Raw genomic sequence first — 14,690 nt, 5'->3', positions numbered from 1 at the left:
CGCCCGCGCCCCCCGAAGACCTGCCGCCCCCCGGCGACGACAACGACGCACCGGTGGCACCGCAGCAGGCCTTCGACGTCGGCTACACCAAGCAGCTGTGGGAAGCCATCCGCGGACTGGACATCCACGGAAACGACGCGCTGGACGCCCTGGCGCGGCCGTCCGCCGTCATCTGAGGTCCACGCGAGTCGTCCGGCGTCCGCGCCGTCAGGCCGAGCCCACCCATTCTTCGGTGCCGTCGTCGAAGAACTGGTGCTTCCACACCGGTAGCCGCTCCTTGATGGTGTCGACCAGCAGGGCGCATGCGGCGAATGCCGCTTGCCGGTGGTCGGCGGCCACCGCGGCAACCAGTGCCGCGTCTCCGATGTGCAGCGCGCCGATGCGGTGACTGGCCGCGATGGCGCGCAGCCCGCGGGACTGCTCCGCGATCTCGGTGACGACATCGGTCATGACCTGTGCGGCCGACGGGTGGGACGAGTATTCCAGCCGCACCACGCGACGCCCGCCGTCGTGGTCGCGGATCATGCCGACGAAGCCGACGACGGCACCGGCCGACCGGTGGCGGACCAGGTCTTCGAGCTCGGACAGAAAGATCGGCCGGTCGGTGATGTCGGCCCCCACGACCAGCGTCATCGCCGGTGGTCTTCGCCGGCGATCTGGTCCAGCGCGTGGTCGAGCACGTCGGCGAGCACCGCGAGCCCGTCCCGGACCCCGCCGGGCGAACCCGGCAGGTTGACGACGAGGGTCCGCCCGACGACCCCGCACACACCCCGCGACAGCACCGACGTCGGCACGCCGGGAAGCCCGGAGCGGCGGATGGCATCGGCCAGGCCGGGAATCAGGTAGTCCAGCACTGCCACGGTCTGGTCCGGGGTGCTGTCGGTCGGTGAGATGCCGGTGCCGCCCGAGGTGAGGATGACGTCGACGTCGGCGGCGACCGCTTTGCGCAGCGCCTCACCGACCGGTGACCCGTCGGGAACCACCTGCGGCGTGACGGGAGCGAATCCGCGCCGCTCGAGCCATTCGGCGATGAGGGGCCCGCAGCGGTCGGCGTACTCTCCCGTCGACGCGCGGGTGGAGGCGATGATGACTCGTGCGGACCGGTCGCTCATCCCCGCGTCCAGTTCCCGCTTTTGCCGCCCTCTTTGCGCAGCACCCGGATGCCGTCGATGCGCGCGGCCGGGTCAACCGCCTTGATCATGTCGTAGAGCGTAAGCCCGGCCACGCTGACGGCGGTGAGCGCTTCCATCTCCACGCCGGTGCGGTCGGTGCTGCGCACCGTCGCGGTGATCTCGATGTCGGACTCGCCGACGGCGAATTCGACGTCGACTCCGGTGAGCGCGAGCTGATGGCACAACGGGATCAGGTCACTGGTGCGCTTCGCCGCGAGAATGCCCGCGATCCGTGCCGTCGCCAACGCATCGCCCTTGGGCAGCCCGCCGGTCGAGATCAGCCCCACCACGCGGGCCGAGGTGCGCAGGGTTCCCGCCGCCACGGCGGTTCGTCTGGTGGCGGCCTTGGCGGTCACGTCGACCATGTGCGCCGCCCCCTGCTCATCCAGGTGCGACAGCGGGGTCGCGGCCTCGGATGCCTCGGCCATCGCGGCGACCTAGCGGTTGATTTCGGTAACCGGGTGCACGTAGGGCAGGTCGTCGGAGGGCAACGGGAAGGTCAGCTCACCGAAGGGCGACAAGGCGCCCGTTCGGTCGCTCACGAGTTCGCTCACCGCGTGGTCGTCCGGTCCCGTCGCAGGCCAGCCGTTGTCGACGTACTTGGTTTTGCGGGCCTTGCCCTCAGCAATGTCAGCCACGGGGACCATTCTGACATTTCTCGCAAGCCTGCGCGGCGCGAGGTCAGCGGTCCGGGTGCCGTCGTGTCCCGCGGGCGTGCGGTAACCTGCCCGCGTTCTCGCTGCGGACGCGGGCCCGGGGGGCTGCTTTACGCTGGTCGGCAATGACCGACAACACCCCGGACATCCCGCTGGGGTCCTGGCTGGCCGACTTGCCCGACGAGCGGCTGATCCGGCTGCTGCACCTGCGGCCCGACCTGGCCCAGCCCCCACCCGGCAGCATCGCCGCCCTGGCCGCGCGCGCACAGGCCCGCCAGTCGGTCAAGGCCGCCACCGACGACCTCGACTTCCTGCGGCTGGCGGTGCTTGACGCCCTGCTGGTGTTGCAGGCCGACGCGACGCCGGTGCCGGCCCCGAAGCTGCTGGCGCTGATCGGCGACCGCGCGCCGGAGGCCGACGTCAGCGCCGCGCTGGACGCCCTCCGGGAGCGCGCCCTGGCCTGGGGCGAGGCCGCGGTACGAGTGGCCGCCGACGCGGTAACCGCACTGCCGTGGCACCCGGGCCAGGTCATCCTCGAGGACGCCTCGCGCTCGGGCGAGCAGATCGCGGACCTCGTCGAGGACCTCGACCCGGCACAGCGCGAGGTGCTGGACAAACTGCTCGAGGGTTCCCCGATCGGCCGCACGCGCGACGCCGCCCCGGGCGCTCCGGCGGGCCGGCCGGTACCGCAGCTGCTGGCGCTGGGCCTGCTGCGACGCATCAACGCCGAGACGGTCATCCTGCCCCGGCACGTCGGGCAGGTGCTGCGCGGCGAGCGGCCCGGCCCGATGCAGCTCACGGCGCCCGACCCGGTGGTGTCGACCACCACGCCCGGCGACGTCGATGCCGCCGCCGCCGGCGCCGTCATCGACCTGCTGCGGGAAGTCGACGTGGTGATCGAGACACTGGGCGCCGCGCCGGTTTCCGAGCTGCGCAGCGGCGGGCTGGGAGTCCGCGAGCTCAAGCGGCTGGCCAAGGCGACCGGCATCGAGGGGCCGCGGCTCGGGTTGATCCTCGAGATCACGGCCGCGGCCGGGTTGATCGCCAGCGGCATACCCGATCCGGAGCCGGCCGGCGGCCCCGATGGACCGTACTGGGCGCCGACGCTGGCCACCGACCGATTCGCCGCGCTGTCGCCCGCCGAGCGTTGGCACCAGTTGGCCGAAGCCTGGCTCGGCCTGCCGGGCCGTCCGGCGTTGATCGGCACCCGCGGTCCGGATGCCAAACCATATGGGGCCCTGTCGACTTCGCTGTACTCGACCGCGGCGCCGTTGGATCGGCAACTGCTGCTGGGCATGCTCTCGGAGCTGCCCGCCGGCGCGGGCGTCGACCCGGCCGAGGCATCGGCGGCGCTGGTGTGGCGGCGCCCGCGGTGGGCCCGGCGGCTGCAGCCGGGACCCGTCGGCGATCTGCTGAGCGAGAGCCACGCGCTGGGCCTGGTGGGCCGCGGGGCGATCAGCACGCCCGGCCGCGCGCTGCTGGACGGGGACGCCGGACCCCGCGTCGCGGTCGAGGCGATGGCGCGCGCCCTGCCCGAACCGATCGACCACTTCCTGGTGCAGGCCGATCTGACCGTCGTGGTGCCCGGGCCCCTGCAGCGCGACCTCGCCGACCAGCTTGCCACCGTGGCCACCGTCGAATCGGCCGGCGCCGCGATGGTGTACCGGATCAGCGAGCAGTCGATCCGCCGTGCGCTCGATATCGGCACAACGCGCGACTGGATGCAGAGGTTCTTCACGCAGCACTCCAAAACACCGGTACCGCAAGGGCTTACATACCTGATCGATGACGTCGCGCGCCGTCATGGCCAGCTGCGCATCGGGATGGCCGCGTCGTTCGTGCGCTGCGAGGACCCGGCGCTGCTGGCGCAGGCGCTGGCGGCGCCCGCGGTCGAAGGGGTGCAGCTGCGCGCCCTGGCGCCGACGGTGGCGGTGTCCCCCGTACCGATCGCCGAGGTGCTCGCCGCGTTGCGGACCGCCGGCTTCGCCCCGGCCGCCGAGGATTCTTCCGGCTCCATCGTCGACGTCCGGCCACGCGGTGCCCGGGTGGCCGCACCGCAGCAGCGCAGGCCGTACCGCCCGGCGCCGCGACCCAGCGCCGAGACGCTGGATGCCGTCGTATCGGTGCTGCGCAAGGTCACCGCCGCGCCGTTCGGGAACATCCGCGTCGACCCGGCCGTTGCCATGTCGCTGCTCCAGCGCGCGGCAAAAGACCAGGAAACATTGGTGATCGGCTACCTCGACGCCGCCGGCGTGGCCACCCAGCGGGTGGTGTCGCCGATCACGATCCGGGGCGGTCAGCTGGTGGCGTTCGACTCGGCGTCCGGGCGGCTGCGTGACTTCGCCGTTCACCGCATCACGTCGGTGGTGTCGGCCCAGGACCGATAATGGATCGCGTGACGAAACAGAGCAGGAGCGCCGGCTGTGACTGACGGACCTTTGATCGTGCAGTCCGACAAGACGGTGCTGCTCGAAGTGGATCATGAGCTGGCGGGCGCGGCGCGCGCCGCCATCGCGCCGTTCGCCGAGCTCGAGCGCGCGCCCGAGCACGTGCACACCTACCGGATCACACCGCTGGCGCTGTGGAACGCGCGCGCCGCCGGGCACGACGCCGAGCAGGTCGTCGACGCGCTGGTGTCGCACTCGCGCTACGCGGTACCCCAGCCGCTGCTGGTCGACATCGTCGACACGATGGCCCGCTACGGCCGCCTGCAGCTGGTCAAGCACCCGGCGCACGGTCTTTCCCTGGTGAGCCTGGACCGCGCGGTCCTCGAGGAGGTGCTGCGCAACAAGAAGATCGCTCCGATGCTGGGCGCGCGGCTCGACGAGGACACGGTCGTCGTCCACCCGAGCGAGCGGGGCCGGGTCAAGCAGATGCTGCTCAAGATCGGCTGGCCGGCGGAGGATCTCGCCGGTTACGTCGACGGCGAGGCGCACCCGATCAGCCTGCGGCAGGACGGCTGGCAGCTGCGCGACTACCAGCAGCTGGCCACGGACTCGTTCTGGGACGGCGGCTCGGGGGTGGTGGTGCTTCCGTGCGGGGCGGGCAAGACCCTGGTCGGGGCGGCCGCGATGGCGAAAGCCAGTGCGACGACGCTCATTCTGGTCACCAATATCGTGGCCGCGCGGCAGTGGAAACGCGAACTGGTCGCCCGCACCTCGCTGACGGAGGACGAGATCGGCGAATACTCCGGCGAGCGCAAGGAGATCCGGCCGGTCACCATCTCGACCTACCAGATGATCACGCGCCGCTCCAAGGGCGAGTATCGGCACCTGGAGCTCTTCGACAGCCGCGACTGGGGGCTGATCATCTACGACGAGGTGCACCTGCTGCCCGCGCCGGTGTTCCGGATGACCGCCGACCTGCAGTCCAAGCGACGGCTCGGGCTGACCGCCACGCTGGTCCGCGAGGACGGCCGCGAGGGTGACGTGTTTTCGCTGATCGGCCCGAAACGCTATGACGCGCCGTGGAAGGACATCGAAGCCCAGGGGTGGATCGCGCCGGCGGAGTGCATCGAGGTGCGGGTCACGATGACCGACAGCGAGCGGATGACCTACGCCACCTCCGAACCCGAAGAGCGCTACCGGCTCTGCTCGACCGCCCACACCAAGATTGCCGTGGTCAAGTCGATCCTGGAGAAGCATCCGGGCGAGCAGACCCTGGTGATCGGCGCCTATCTGGATCAGCTCGACGAACTCGGCGTCGAGCTGAACGCGCCGGTGATCCAGGGCTCGACCCGGACCAAGGAGCGCGAGGCGCTGTTCGACGCCTTCCGGCGCGGCGAGGTGTCCACGCTGGTGGTCTCCAAGGTCGCCAACTTCTCCATCGACCTGCCGGAAGCCTCGGTGGCGGTGCAGGTTTCGGGAACGTTCGGTTCCCGCCAGGAAGAGGCCCAGCGGCTGGGCCGGCTGCTGCGACCCAAGTCCGACGGCGGGGGCGCCATCTTCTACTCGGTGGTGGCGCGCGACAGCCTGGACGCGGAGTACGCCGCGCACCGGCAGCGCTTCCTGGCCGAGCAGGGCTACGGCTACATCATCCGCGACGCCGACGACCTGCTCGGCCCGGCGATCTAGGGCGGGCCGGAGCTGGTGCTAGAGCGACAGGATCGTCGCCGACGCGGTGCCCGGTGCGCCGTACACCTGGGCCAGGCCGACGCGCGGGTCGCCCGGCACCTGGCGCTCGCCGGCCTCGCCGCGCAGCTGACGCACCAGCTCGTGCATCTGCCGCAGCCCCGATGCGCCGATCGGCTCGCCGTTGGCGATCAGTCCCCCGTCGGTGTTGACCGGGATCGAGCCGTGGATCTCGGTGGCGCCGTCGGCCACCAGCTTCTCCTGTTCGCCGTCGGCGCACAGGCCCGTCTCGGCCATGTGGATGACCTCGGCGCCGGCGTCGGTGTCCTGCAGCTGCGCGACGTTGACGTCCTCGGGGCCGATGCCCGCGGCCTCGTAGGCGGCCCGGGCCGCATAGACGGTCGGCGCGGCATCCCCGTCCAGCGGCGCCGAGGTGGCATGCACCTCGTAGGCACCGTAGCGGCGCGTGCGAATCTCACACGCGCGCACGTACACCGGCTTGTCGGTGAACTTGTGGGCCATCTCGGCGCGGCACATGATGACCGCGGCCGCGCCCTCGTCGGGCGCGCAGAACATGTACTGCGTCAGCGGATAGTTGAGCACGGCCGAGTTGAGGATCTGCTCTTCGGGGATCGGCTTGCGGCGGAACGCGTTCGGGTTCAGTGCGCCGTTGCGGAAGTTCTTTGCGGCCACCTTGGCCAGCGTGGCCTGGGAGACGTGGTGGTCGTGCAGGTACTTGTTGGCCTTCATGCCGAAGAACTTGGTGGTGACGAACTGCCCGTTCTGGGCGTACCACTGCGGCAGCGCCAGCTTGGCGGGGTCGTCGGTGAACGCCCCGCGCGGGTGTTTGTCCATGCCGATGGCGATGCCGATGTCGTACTTGCCCAATCGGATGGTGTCGGCGGTCTGCTGGATGGCGCTGGCCGCGGTGGCGCAGGCGTTGAACACGTTGGTGAACGTGATGCCGGTCAGCCCGACCAGGCGGGTCACCGCGTCGGGGTTGGACACCTCATAACTGCCGCCGAAGCCGAACTGGATGTCTTGCCAGTCCATGCCGGCGTCGGCCAGCGCGGACTGGATCGCCTCGGCGCCCATCTGCATCGCCGTCTTCTCGAACCTGCCGAACGGGTGCAGGCCCACGCCGACGATCGCGACGTCGTTGCTCATTTCAGGCCCCCTCTGCGATCGGCCGGAACGCGAACGTCATCACTTCGGCGCCTTCCTCGTCGGTGGTGAACGGCACCATGGTCAACTCGACCTGCTGGCCGAACCGGATCTTGGCCGGATCGTTCTCGGTCAGCCGGCCCTCGACCCGGATGACGTCGTCGAGCTGGACCAGTCCGACGCCGAACGGCACGAAGTCCTTGCCGGACGGACCGGCGTAGGGCGCGCCGGGCGGAAATCCCTGCGTGGTCCAGGCCACGAGGGTGCCGCGGCGCGGCAGCAGCACGTCGCTCATCTCCCCGGCGCTGCAGCGGGGGCACCACTGCTGCACGGGAAATGTTGTGGCGCCGCAACTGCCGCACCTGCTGCCGATCAGCTGGGGGTTCGCGTCGGGCCAGGTGGAGATTTCGGGGGCGAGTGCTCGTTGCATCGAAAGTCCTCCGGCGATCATCCGCAGTTCGCGCGAGAATGCGCTCACGCAAAAGTACAACAGCATTAGACGAAAGCAGAAATTATGTTCTCGGCAGCGGCCCGGCGGCGGTCCAGCGCCTATTGTGGGAGCGCCGCCGCAGCGAGGGAGACGCCATGCCAGTCACGGTGATACTGGAACTGAAATTCAAGCCCGACGCGGTTGCCGCGGCGCGCGACGTGATGGGCCGGGCGCTGCGGGACACCCGCGCGTACGCCGGCAACCTTCGCACCGACGTGCTCGTCGACGAGGACGACGAAGCCCACTGGCTGATCTACGAAATCTGGGCAACGGTCGAGGACGACGAGGCCTACCGCGCGTTTCGCGCCGGCGAAGGGAAGCTGACCGACCTGCCTCCCCTGCTGGGGGCGCCGCCGGTCAAGACGCGATACCTCACCAGCGATATCTAACCCAGCGCGGGGATCACCTCGCGTTCGAACAACTCGAGGCCGGACCGGTCGTAGGCGGCCTCGGGGAAGTAGCAGATCACGTACTCGCACCCGAGGTCGCGAATCCTCGTGATCCGCTCGATCACCTGTTCCGGTGTGCCCGTCGCCGAGTCCGGGCCGCTGGTGCCGGCGATCATCGCGTCGGCAGCGGCCTCGGGGAGGTGACGCACCAGGCGCTCGCGGACGTGTCGCATCCTCTCGGCGACGTCGGCGTCCGACGCGCCGATCACGGCGTTGATGTTGACCGAACGCACGATGGCGTCGAAGTCGGTGCCCACCTCGCGGCAGTGCCGGGCCAGCACCTCCGACTTGTGGGCGAACGCCTCGGGCTCCGGGGTGAAGTTGGTGTACTGCGCGTACTGCGCGGCGATGCGCAACGTCACCTTCTCGCCGCCACCGGCGATCCACAACGGTAGCCCGTTGTCCTGCAACGGCTTCGGGGCCACGATCGCCCCGTCGACCTGGTAATGCCGACCGTCGAAACTGACTTTGCCGTCGCGCCAGGCGGTGCGCATGATCTGGACGCCTTCATCGAGTCGGCCCAACCGCACCCCGGCCGACGGGAAGCCGTAGCCGTACGCGCGCCACTCGTGTTCGTACCAGCCGCCGCCGATGCCCATCTGGATACGGCCCCCGGAGATGATGTCGGCCGTCGCGGCCACCTTGGCCAGGTACACCGGGTTGCGGTAGCTCATCGCCGTGCACATCTGCCCGAGCTTGATCCGCGACGTGGTGGCCGCGTACGCCGCCATCAGCGACCACGCCTCGTGGGTGGCCTCGCCCGTCGGCATCGGGACGGTGTGGAAGTGGTCGTAGACCCACAGCGAGTCCCATGCGCTGCCGTCGGCGTATCCGGCCAGATCGCGCATCACCGGCCAGTGTTCGTCGGGTTCGATGCCGACCAGATCCATTCGCCAGCCTTGCGGAATGAAAAGCCCGAAGCGCATGGCGCCGACTCTAGCCTGGACCGAGTAGGCTGCGCGCGATGCGGATCCTCATCTCCGGAGCCAGCGTCGCCGGGCCGGTCCTGGCGTACTGGCTGAGCCGGTACGGTTTCGCCGTCACCGTCGTCGAGCGCGCGCCGGCCCCGCGCAAGGCCGGCGGCCACGCCGTCGACCTTTTCCGTCCGGCGATGGAGATCTCGGCGAAAATGGGGGTCCTGGCGCGCATCGAGGAACGCGCCACCGGGACCGACCGGCTCGCGATGTACCGCGAGGGCAGCACGCGAGCCACCGAGATCGACCTCACCAAGGTCTATGGAGCCACCTCCGACCGGCACGTGGTGATCATGCGCGACGACCTCAGCGAGATCTACTACGCCGCCGGCCGCGACGACGTCGAGTACCTGTTCGACGACTCGATCACATCGATCGACATCGACGGCGACGTGACCTTCGAGCACGCGCCCGCCCGCGCGTTCGAGGTCGTCGTCGGCGCCGACGGGTTGCACTCCAACGTTCGGCGCCTGACGTTCGGCGAGGAGGGCGAACTCACCCGCTTCCTCGGGGGATATCTGGCCGTGCTCTCGGTGCCCAAGGCGCTGGCCGATGCGGGGCGCATGATCGGTCACGTCGGCGTCGGTCGCCTCGCGGCGCTCCACACCGCGGCGCACCTGGACGACGCCCGCGCGGCCTTTCTGTTTCGCAGCACCGCAGAACTCGACAGCGGGCATCGGGATCCGCGGCGGCAGAAGCAGATTCTGCACGACATGTTCGTGGGCATGCATTCGGAGGTGGACCGTTGGCTCGACGAACTCGAGGCGACGCCGGCGTTCTACTTCGACGCGATCACTCAGCTGCGACTGGACAGGTGGTCGCGCCGGCGGGTCACCCTGGTCGGCGACGCCGGGTACTGCCCGGGCCCCGCGGTCGGCGGCAGCACCAGCCTCGCGGTGCTGGGCGCCTACGTGCTGGCCGGCGAACTGGCCCGCGCGGGCGGCGACCACCTGCGTGCGTTCGCCGGGTACGAACTGGCGATGCGCGAGCCGGTGCTGCGCAGCCGGGCCTTCGCCCGCGGCGTCGCCAAGAGCATCATTCCCGGCTCGCCGGCCGGGACCTGGGCACTGACCCGCGGTGCCCAGCTCGTCTCGCGGATGCCCGCACCGCTTTCCCGCGCTCTGGCCAAGCTCAACACCAAGGGCCTGCGACTCTTTGACTCGATGCAGGTCCCCGACTACCCCGAGGCCGACGTCTGACAGCATGGTCGGAAAGCCCTGACGGAAGGAATGACCTGCATGGAACTCACCGGTGTCGGAATCTGGAGTAGCCAGCTACGCTACGGCGACGCATCCGAATCCGCCGAGGCGGCAGCGGAATTGGACGAACTGGGTTTCCCGGCGCTGTGGATTCCCGACGTCGGCGGGCCGGTGCTCGGCGCGGTCGCCCGGCTGCTCGCCGCAACCAGGCGCACGGTGATCGCCACCGGGATCCTGAACCTGTGGATGCACGCGCCCGGCGAGGTCGCCGAATCCCATGCGGAGCTGACCGCCGAGCACGGGGACCGTTTCCTGTTGGGCATCGGGGTCAGCCATGCGCCGCTCATCGACGCTGGCCAGCCCGGGCGCTACCGCAAGCCGCTGGCCGCCACCGCGGCGTACCTGGACGGCCTGGATGCCGCGCCGCGGCCCGTGCCCGTCGAGAGTCGGGTCCTGGCCGCGCTGGGCCCCAAGATGCTGGCGTTGTCGGCGAGCCGCGCCCGCGGGGCCCACCCCTACCTGGTCACTCCCGAGCACACCGCTTATGCCCGTTCGGTTGTGGGCCAGGGGCCGTTGTTGCTGCCGGAGCAGGGTGTCATCCTCTGCGACACCTACGACGAGGCGCGCCGCATCGGAACCGATACGCTGCGGGCGTATCTGTCGATGCCGAACTACGCCAACAACATGCTGCGCTGCGGCTTTTCGGAAGACGATGTGACGCAGGTGACCGACCGGCTCTTCGACGCGCTGATCGCGTGGGGCGACGAGGAGGCCGTCATGCGGCGGGTCGCCGAGCATCATGCCGCCGGCGCCGACCATGTCTGCGTGCAGGTGCTCACCGACGACCCGCGGGCCTTCCCCCGCGAGCAGTGGCGCCGGATCGCCGCCGCCATTTGAGGCCGAGCAGACGCAAAAACCCCCGAAAACCGTTGTTTTGGGGGGTTTTTGCGTCTGCTCGCGCGGTGCTCAGGTCAGCGACGCCGGCGGCTGGAAGCGCTCGCCGTACTTGGCAGCCAGTTCCTTGGCCCGCGCGACGAAACCGGCCTTGCCGCCGTGCGGGTAACCGGCGATCAACTGCGCCGCACCACCCGTCCACGGCGGGAAGCCGATGCCCATGATCGAGCCGATGTTGGCGTCCGCGGTCGAGGTGATGACGCCCTCGTCGATGCACTTCTGCGTCTCGAGCGCCTCGGCGAACAGCATCCGGTCGATCATGTCCTGCAGCGGCGGCTGCGAGGTGCCCGACTTGAAGGTCTCCCGCAGGCCCGGCCACAGCCGGGTGCGCTTGCCGTCGACGTACTCGTAGAAACCGGCTCCGGAAAGCCTTGACGGACGGCCGATCTCGATCATCTTCTCGACGACGGCCTCGGCCGGGTGCGGCTCGTAGGTGCCGCCGGCGTCCTCCACACCCTTGCGGGTGGCGAGCGCGATCTTGTGCATCAGCTCCATGTTGAGCTCGTCGGAGAGCTGCAGCGGCGGTGCCGGGTAGCCGGCCTGCGAACCGGCGTGCTCGATCGAGGCCGGCTCGACGCCCTCGCCGAGCATCGCCAGCGCCTCGTTGACGAAGGTGCCGATGACGCGGCTGGTGTAGAAGCCGCGGCTGTCGTTGACGACGATCGGGGTCTTGCCGATGGCCAGCGTGTAGTCGAAGACCCGCGCCAGTGCCTCGTCGGAGGTCTTCTCGCCCTTGATGATCTCGACGAGAGGCATCTTGTCGACCGGCGAGAAGAAGTGGATCCCGATGAAGTCCTCCTGCCGCTTCACCCCGGTGGCCAGACCGGTGATCGGCAGCGTGGAGGTGTTGGACCCGAGGACCGCGTTCGGCTCCACGATGTCCTCGATCTCACCGAACACCTTGTGCTTGAGGTCCTGGTTCTCGAACACCGCCTCGATCACGAAGTCGACGCCCGTGAAGTCCTGCGGGTCGGCGGTCGCGGTGATGCGGGCCAGCAGCGCGTCGGAGCGCTCCTTGGTGGTCTTGCCCCGCTCCAGCGCCTTGGCCTCCAGCTTCTCGGAGTAACCCTTGCCCTTCTGCGCGGCCTCCACGGTGACGTCCTTGAGCACGACGTCGAATCCGGCCTTGGCCGAGACGTAGGCGATGCCGGCGCCCATCATGCCCGCACCCAGCACACCGATCTTCGTGATCGGGGTCTTGCCGATACCCTCGGGCCGCGAGCCACCGGAGTTGATGGTCTGCAGGTCGAAGAAGAACGCCTGGATCATGTTCTTGGCGATCGGGCCGGTGACCAGCTCGGTGAAGTACCGGCTCTCGATGCGGGTGGCGGTGCCGAAGTCCACCTGCGCGCCCTCGACCGCGGCGGCCAGGATGGCCCGCGGCGCCGGCATCGGCGCGCCCTTGAGCTGCTTGCGCAGCAGCGACGGGAACGACGGCAGGATCGCCGCCAGCGCGGGCGACGACGGGGTGCCGCCGGGCATCTTGTAGCCCTTGGCGTCCCACGGCTGGATGCAAGCCTCGGGGTTGGCCTTGATCCAGGCCTTGGCGGCCGGGACCAGCTCGTCGACGCTGGAAACCAGCTCGTCGACCAGGCCGTTGTCCTTGGCGGCGGCCGGCTTGAACCGGGTGCCCTGGCTCAGCACGTTGACGAAGGCGTTCTGGATGCCCAGCATCCGTACCGTGCGGGTGACGCCGCCACCGCCGGGCAGCAGGCCCAGCGTGACCTCGGGCAGGCCGATCTGGACGCCCTTGACGTCGGCGACGATGCGGTGGTGGCAGGCCAGCGCGATCTCGAGGCCGCCGCCCAGCGCCGCGCCGTTGATGGCGGCCACCACCGGCTTGCCCAGGGTTTCCAGCGTTCGCAGGTCGCGCTTGATGTCCTCGACCTCGGCAAAGATCTCGCCGGCGTTCTCCGGCCCGGCGGTGATCATGCTCTTGAGGTCGCCGCCGGCGAAGAAGGTCTTCTTGCCGCTGGTGATCACCACGCCGGTGATCGAATCCTTCTCGGCAACAAGACGTTCGACGGCCTTGTGCATCGACTCCTTATAGTGCTCGTTCATCACGTTGGCCGACCCGGTCGGGTCGTCCAGCGTCAGCGTGACGATGCCGTCGGCATCCTTGTCCCACCCAATAGTGTTCTCTGCCATGGTCATTCAGCCTTTCAGACTCGCTCGATGATGGTGGCCACGCCCATGCCGCCGCCGATGCACAGCGTGATCAGTGCACGCCGGGCGTCGCGGCGCTCGAGCTCGTCGACCATGGTGCCCAGGAGCATCGCGCCGGTGGCGCCCAGCGGGTGGCCCATCGCGATGGCGCCGCCGTTGACGTTGAGCTTCTCGTCGGGGATGTTCAGGTCTTTCTGGAACTTCAGGACCACCGACGCGAACGCCTCGTTCAGCTCGAACAGGTCGATGTCGTCGACGCTCAGGCCGGCCCGGTCGAGCGCCTTCTGAGTTGCGGGCGTAGGGCCGGTCAGCATGATGGTCGGGTCGGCGCCGGTGGTGGCGGTGGCCACGATCCGGGCGCGCGGCGTCAGGCCCTGCGACGTGCCGGCCGCCTCGGAGCCGACCAGCACCAGCGCGGCCCCGTCGACGATGCCCGAGCTGTTGCCGCCGGTGTGGACGTGGTTGATCGACTCGACCCAGTGGTACTTCTGCAGCGCCACGTCGTCGAACCCGGCCATGGCGGCCAGGCCCTCGAAGGCGGGCTTCAGCTTGCCGAGCCCCTCCTTGCTGGTGTCGGGGCGCATGTGCTCGTCGTGGTCGAGGATCAGCAGGCCGTTCTGGTCGCGGACCGGCACCACGGACTTGGCGAAGTAGCCGCCCGACCACGCCGCGGCCGCGAGCTCCTGCGAGCGCAGCGCGTAGGCGTCGACGTCCTCGCGGGAGAAGCCCTCCATGGTGGCGATCAGGTCCGCGCCGATGCCCTGCGGAACGATGTAATGGTCATAGGAGGTGGCCGGGTCGGCCATCATCGCGCCGCCGTCGGAGCCCATCGGGATGCGGCTCATCGACTCCACGCCGCCGGCGAGCACCAGGTCGTCCCAGCCGGAGCGGATCTTCTGGGCGGCGGTGTTGACGGCTTCCAGCCCCGAGGCGCAGAAACGGTTGAGCTGCACGCCGCCGACGGTATCGGGCATGCCGGCCGCGATCACCGCGGTGCGGGCGATGTCGCCGCCCTGGTCACCCACGGGTGAGACACAGCCCAGGATGACGTCGCTGATCAGGTTCTCGTCGAGGTCGGGGTGACGCCTGCGCAGCTCCTCGATCAGGCCGACGACCAGGTTGAGTGGTTTGACCTCGGTCAGCGATCCGTTCTTCTGTTTTCCGCGCGGCGTGCGGATGGCCTCGTAGACGAAGGCTTCTTCGGACATGTCGACTACCTCTTCGCAGTTGGCTTCGGGGGTTCCGTGTTCAGGTTAGGCGGGAGTACCAGCACCCTAACAGGGCTCCCGTCCAACCTGTTGGTTGGGCCGCGAGCGCGCGGCTAAGCCCTCAGGGCGGCGTTCGAAGGCCCGCCCCTTCGCTGCGCCGAGCGTGACGTCAGGGCGAAAAAATCGAC

At 69.6% G+C, this 14,690-nt stretch carries 14 protein-coding genes; 5 read left to right on the top strand and 9 right to left on the bottom strand.

Annotation, left to right across the window (positions count from 1 at the left end; all coding sequences use genetic code 11):
* Positions 1-207 precede the first annotated feature (207 nt).
* Genes FPZ47_RS13110 through FPZ47_RS13095 form a run of 4 tightly spaced genes read right to left on the bottom strand, consistent with a single transcriptional unit; the run spans position 208 to position 1,810 of the window.
* Positions 208-633, bottom strand: a complete 426-nt coding sequence (locus FPZ47_RS13110) for a molybdenum cofactor biosynthesis protein MoaE (RefSeq protein ID WP_144948192.1) — start codon at positions 631-633, stop codon at positions 208-210.
* Positions 630-1,112 (bottom strand): MogA/MoaB family molybdenum cofactor biosynthesis protein, encoded by a 483-nt coding sequence (locus FPZ47_RS13105; RefSeq protein ID WP_144948189.1) that lies wholly within the window; start codon positions 1,110-1,112, stop codon positions 630-632. The genes FPZ47_RS13110 and FPZ47_RS13105 overlap by 4 nt, the downstream gene beginning before the upstream one ends.
* Positions 1,109-1,600: a cyclic pyranopterin monophosphate synthase MoaC gene (gene moaC, locus FPZ47_RS13100; protein ID WP_144948186.1), complete on the bottom strand. Its 492-nt coding sequence runs from the start codon at positions 1,598-1,600 to the stop codon at positions 1,109-1,111. Before moaC ends, FPZ47_RS13105 begins: the two co-directional genes overlap by 4 nt.
* 9 nt (positions 1,601-1,609) lie before the next feature.
* The gene (locus FPZ47_RS13095; RefSeq protein WP_144948183.1) at positions 1,610-1,810 is read right to left on the bottom strand and encodes a hypothetical protein; all 201 of its coding nucleotides are present in this window, start codon (positions 1,808-1,810) and stop codon (positions 1,610-1,612) included.
* 143 nt (positions 1,811-1,953) lie between these two features.
* On the opposite strand from FPZ47_RS13095, the gene FPZ47_RS13090 reads away from it, so the two are divergent.
* Entirely contained in the window at positions 1,954-4,215 is a 2,262-nt protein-coding gene (locus FPZ47_RS13090; RefSeq protein ID WP_144948180.1) for a helicase-associated domain-containing protein, read from the top strand.
* A 36-nt stretch (positions 4,216-4,251) separates the two neighbouring features.
* A complete protein-coding gene (locus FPZ47_RS13085; protein ID WP_144948177.1) occupies positions 4,252-5,901 on the top strand; it encodes a DNA repair helicase XPB in 1,650 nt (549 codons plus the stop codon).
* 18 nt (positions 5,902-5,919) lie between these two features.
* Here the strand turns inward: FPZ47_RS13085 and FPZ47_RS13080 are convergent, their stop codons facing one another.
* Both FPZ47_RS13080 and FPZ47_RS13075 read right to left on the bottom strand, forming a co-directional pair.
* Positions 5,920-7,065, bottom strand: coding sequence for a thiolase family protein (locus FPZ47_RS13080; RefSeq protein ID WP_144948174.1), 1,146 nt, complete (start codon positions 7,063-7,065; stop codon positions 5,920-5,922).
* Position 7,066: 1 nt separating this feature from the next.
* Positions 7,067-7,492 carry a Zn-ribbon domain-containing OB-fold protein gene (locus FPZ47_RS13075; RefSeq protein ID WP_144948308.1) on the bottom strand — a complete coding sequence of 142 codons (426 nt, stop codon included), beginning with the start codon at positions 7,490-7,492 and terminating at the stop codon, positions 7,067-7,069.
* Positions 7,493-7,647: 155 nt separating this feature from the next.
* On the opposite strand from FPZ47_RS13075, the gene FPZ47_RS13070 reads away from it, so the two are divergent.
* Complete coding sequence (locus tag FPZ47_RS13070; RefSeq protein ID WP_144948171.1) at positions 7,648-7,941, top strand: putative quinol monooxygenase; 294 nt, start codon at positions 7,648-7,650, stop codon at positions 7,939-7,941.
* Here the strand turns inward: FPZ47_RS13070 and FPZ47_RS13065 are convergent.
* Positions 7,938-8,927 (bottom strand): LLM class F420-dependent oxidoreductase, encoded by a 990-nt coding sequence (locus FPZ47_RS13065; RefSeq protein WP_144948168.1) that lies wholly within the window; start codon positions 8,925-8,927, stop codon positions 7,938-7,940. The genes FPZ47_RS13070 and FPZ47_RS13065 overlap by 4 nt on opposite strands.
* Before the next feature lie 38 nt (positions 8,928-8,965).
* Here FPZ47_RS13065 and FPZ47_RS13060 point away from each other — a divergent pair, with 38 nt between their 5' ends.
* Together FPZ47_RS13060 and FPZ47_RS13055 are read left to right on the top strand one after the other, a co-directional pair.
* On the top strand, positions 8,966-10,174 hold the full coding sequence (locus FPZ47_RS13060; RefSeq protein ID WP_144948165.1) for an FAD-dependent monooxygenase: 1,209 nt from the start codon (positions 8,966-8,968) through the stop codon (positions 10,172-10,174).
* 39 nt (positions 10,175-10,213) lie between these two features.
* The gene (locus tag FPZ47_RS13055) at positions 10,214-11,071 is read left to right on the top strand and encodes an LLM class F420-dependent oxidoreductase (protein WP_144948162.1); all 858 of its coding nucleotides are present in this window, start codon (positions 10,214-10,216) and stop codon (positions 11,069-11,071) included.
* 69 nt (positions 11,072-11,140) lie between these two features.
* Here the strand turns inward: FPZ47_RS13055 and FPZ47_RS13050 are convergent, their stop codons facing one another.
* Positions 11,141-13,276 carry a 3-hydroxyacyl-CoA dehydrogenase NAD-binding domain-containing protein gene (locus FPZ47_RS13050; RefSeq protein WP_144948159.1) on the bottom strand — a complete coding sequence of 712 codons (2,136 nt, stop codon included), beginning with the start codon at positions 13,274-13,276 and terminating at the stop codon, positions 11,141-11,143.
* Positions 13,277-13,290: 14 nt separating this feature from the next.
* Entirely contained in the window at positions 13,291-14,502 is a 1,212-nt protein-coding gene (locus FPZ47_RS13045; RefSeq protein ID WP_144948156.1) for an acetyl-CoA C-acetyltransferase, read from the bottom strand.
* Positions 14,503-14,690 lie beyond the last annotated feature (188 nt).

The sequence above is a fragment of the Mycobacterium helveticum genome (genome assembly GCF_007714205.1).
Taxonomy (GTDB): Bacteria; Actinomycetota; Actinomycetes; order Mycobacteriales; family Mycobacteriaceae; genus Mycobacterium; species Mycobacterium helveticum.
Note: the sequence above shows the minus strand (reverse complement) of the source record. Positions and strands in the feature narration are given on the sequence as shown.

What these genes read in the sequence shown, in the direction of transcription:
- FPZ47_RS13110 (WP_144948192.1), bottom strand. Translation starts at nt 633, where the DNA reads ATGACGCTGGTCGTGGGGGCCGACATCACCGACCGGCCGATCTTTCTG.
- FPZ47_RS13105 (WP_144948189.1), bottom strand. Translation starts at nt 1,112, where the DNA reads ATGAGCGACCGGTCCGCACGAGTCATCATCGCCTCCACCCGCGCGTCG.
- moaC (WP_144948186.1), bottom strand. Translation starts at nt 1,600, where the DNA reads ATGGCCGAGGCATCCGAGGCCGCGACCCCGCTGTCGCACCTGGATGAG.
- FPZ47_RS13090 (WP_144948180.1), top strand. Translation starts at nt 1,954, where the DNA reads ATGACCGACAACACCCCGGACATCCCGCTGGGGTCCTGGCTGGCCGAC.
- FPZ47_RS13080 (WP_144948174.1), bottom strand. Translation starts at nt 7,065, where the DNA reads ATGAGCAACGACGTCGCGATCGTCGGCGTGGGCCTGCACCCGTTCGGC.
- FPZ47_RS13075 (WP_144948308.1), bottom strand. Translation starts at nt 7,492, where the DNA reads ATGCAACGAGCACTCGCCCCCGAAATCTCCACCTGGCCCGACGCGAAC.
- FPZ47_RS13070 (WP_144948171.1), top strand. Translation starts at nt 7,648, where the DNA reads ATGCCAGTCACGGTGATACTGGAACTGAAATTCAAGCCCGACGCGGTT.
- FPZ47_RS13065 (WP_144948168.1), bottom strand. Translation starts at nt 8,927, where the DNA reads ATGCGCTTCGGGCTTTTCATTCCGCAAGGCTGGCGAATGGATCTGGTC.
- FPZ47_RS13060 (WP_144948165.1), top strand. Translation starts at nt 8,966, where the DNA reads ATGCGGATCCTCATCTCCGGAGCCAGCGTCGCCGGGCCGGTCCTGGCG.
- FPZ47_RS13055 (WP_144948162.1), top strand. Translation starts at nt 10,214, where the DNA reads ATGGAACTCACCGGTGTCGGAATCTGGAGTAGCCAGCTACGCTACGGC.
- FPZ47_RS13050 (WP_144948159.1), bottom strand. Translation starts at nt 13,276, where the DNA reads ATGGCAGAGAACACTATTGGGTGGGACAAGGATGCCGACGGCATCGTC.
- FPZ47_RS13045 (WP_144948156.1), bottom strand. Translation starts at nt 14,502, where the DNA reads ATGTCCGAAGAAGCCTTCGTCTACGAGGCCATCCGCACGCCGCGCGGA.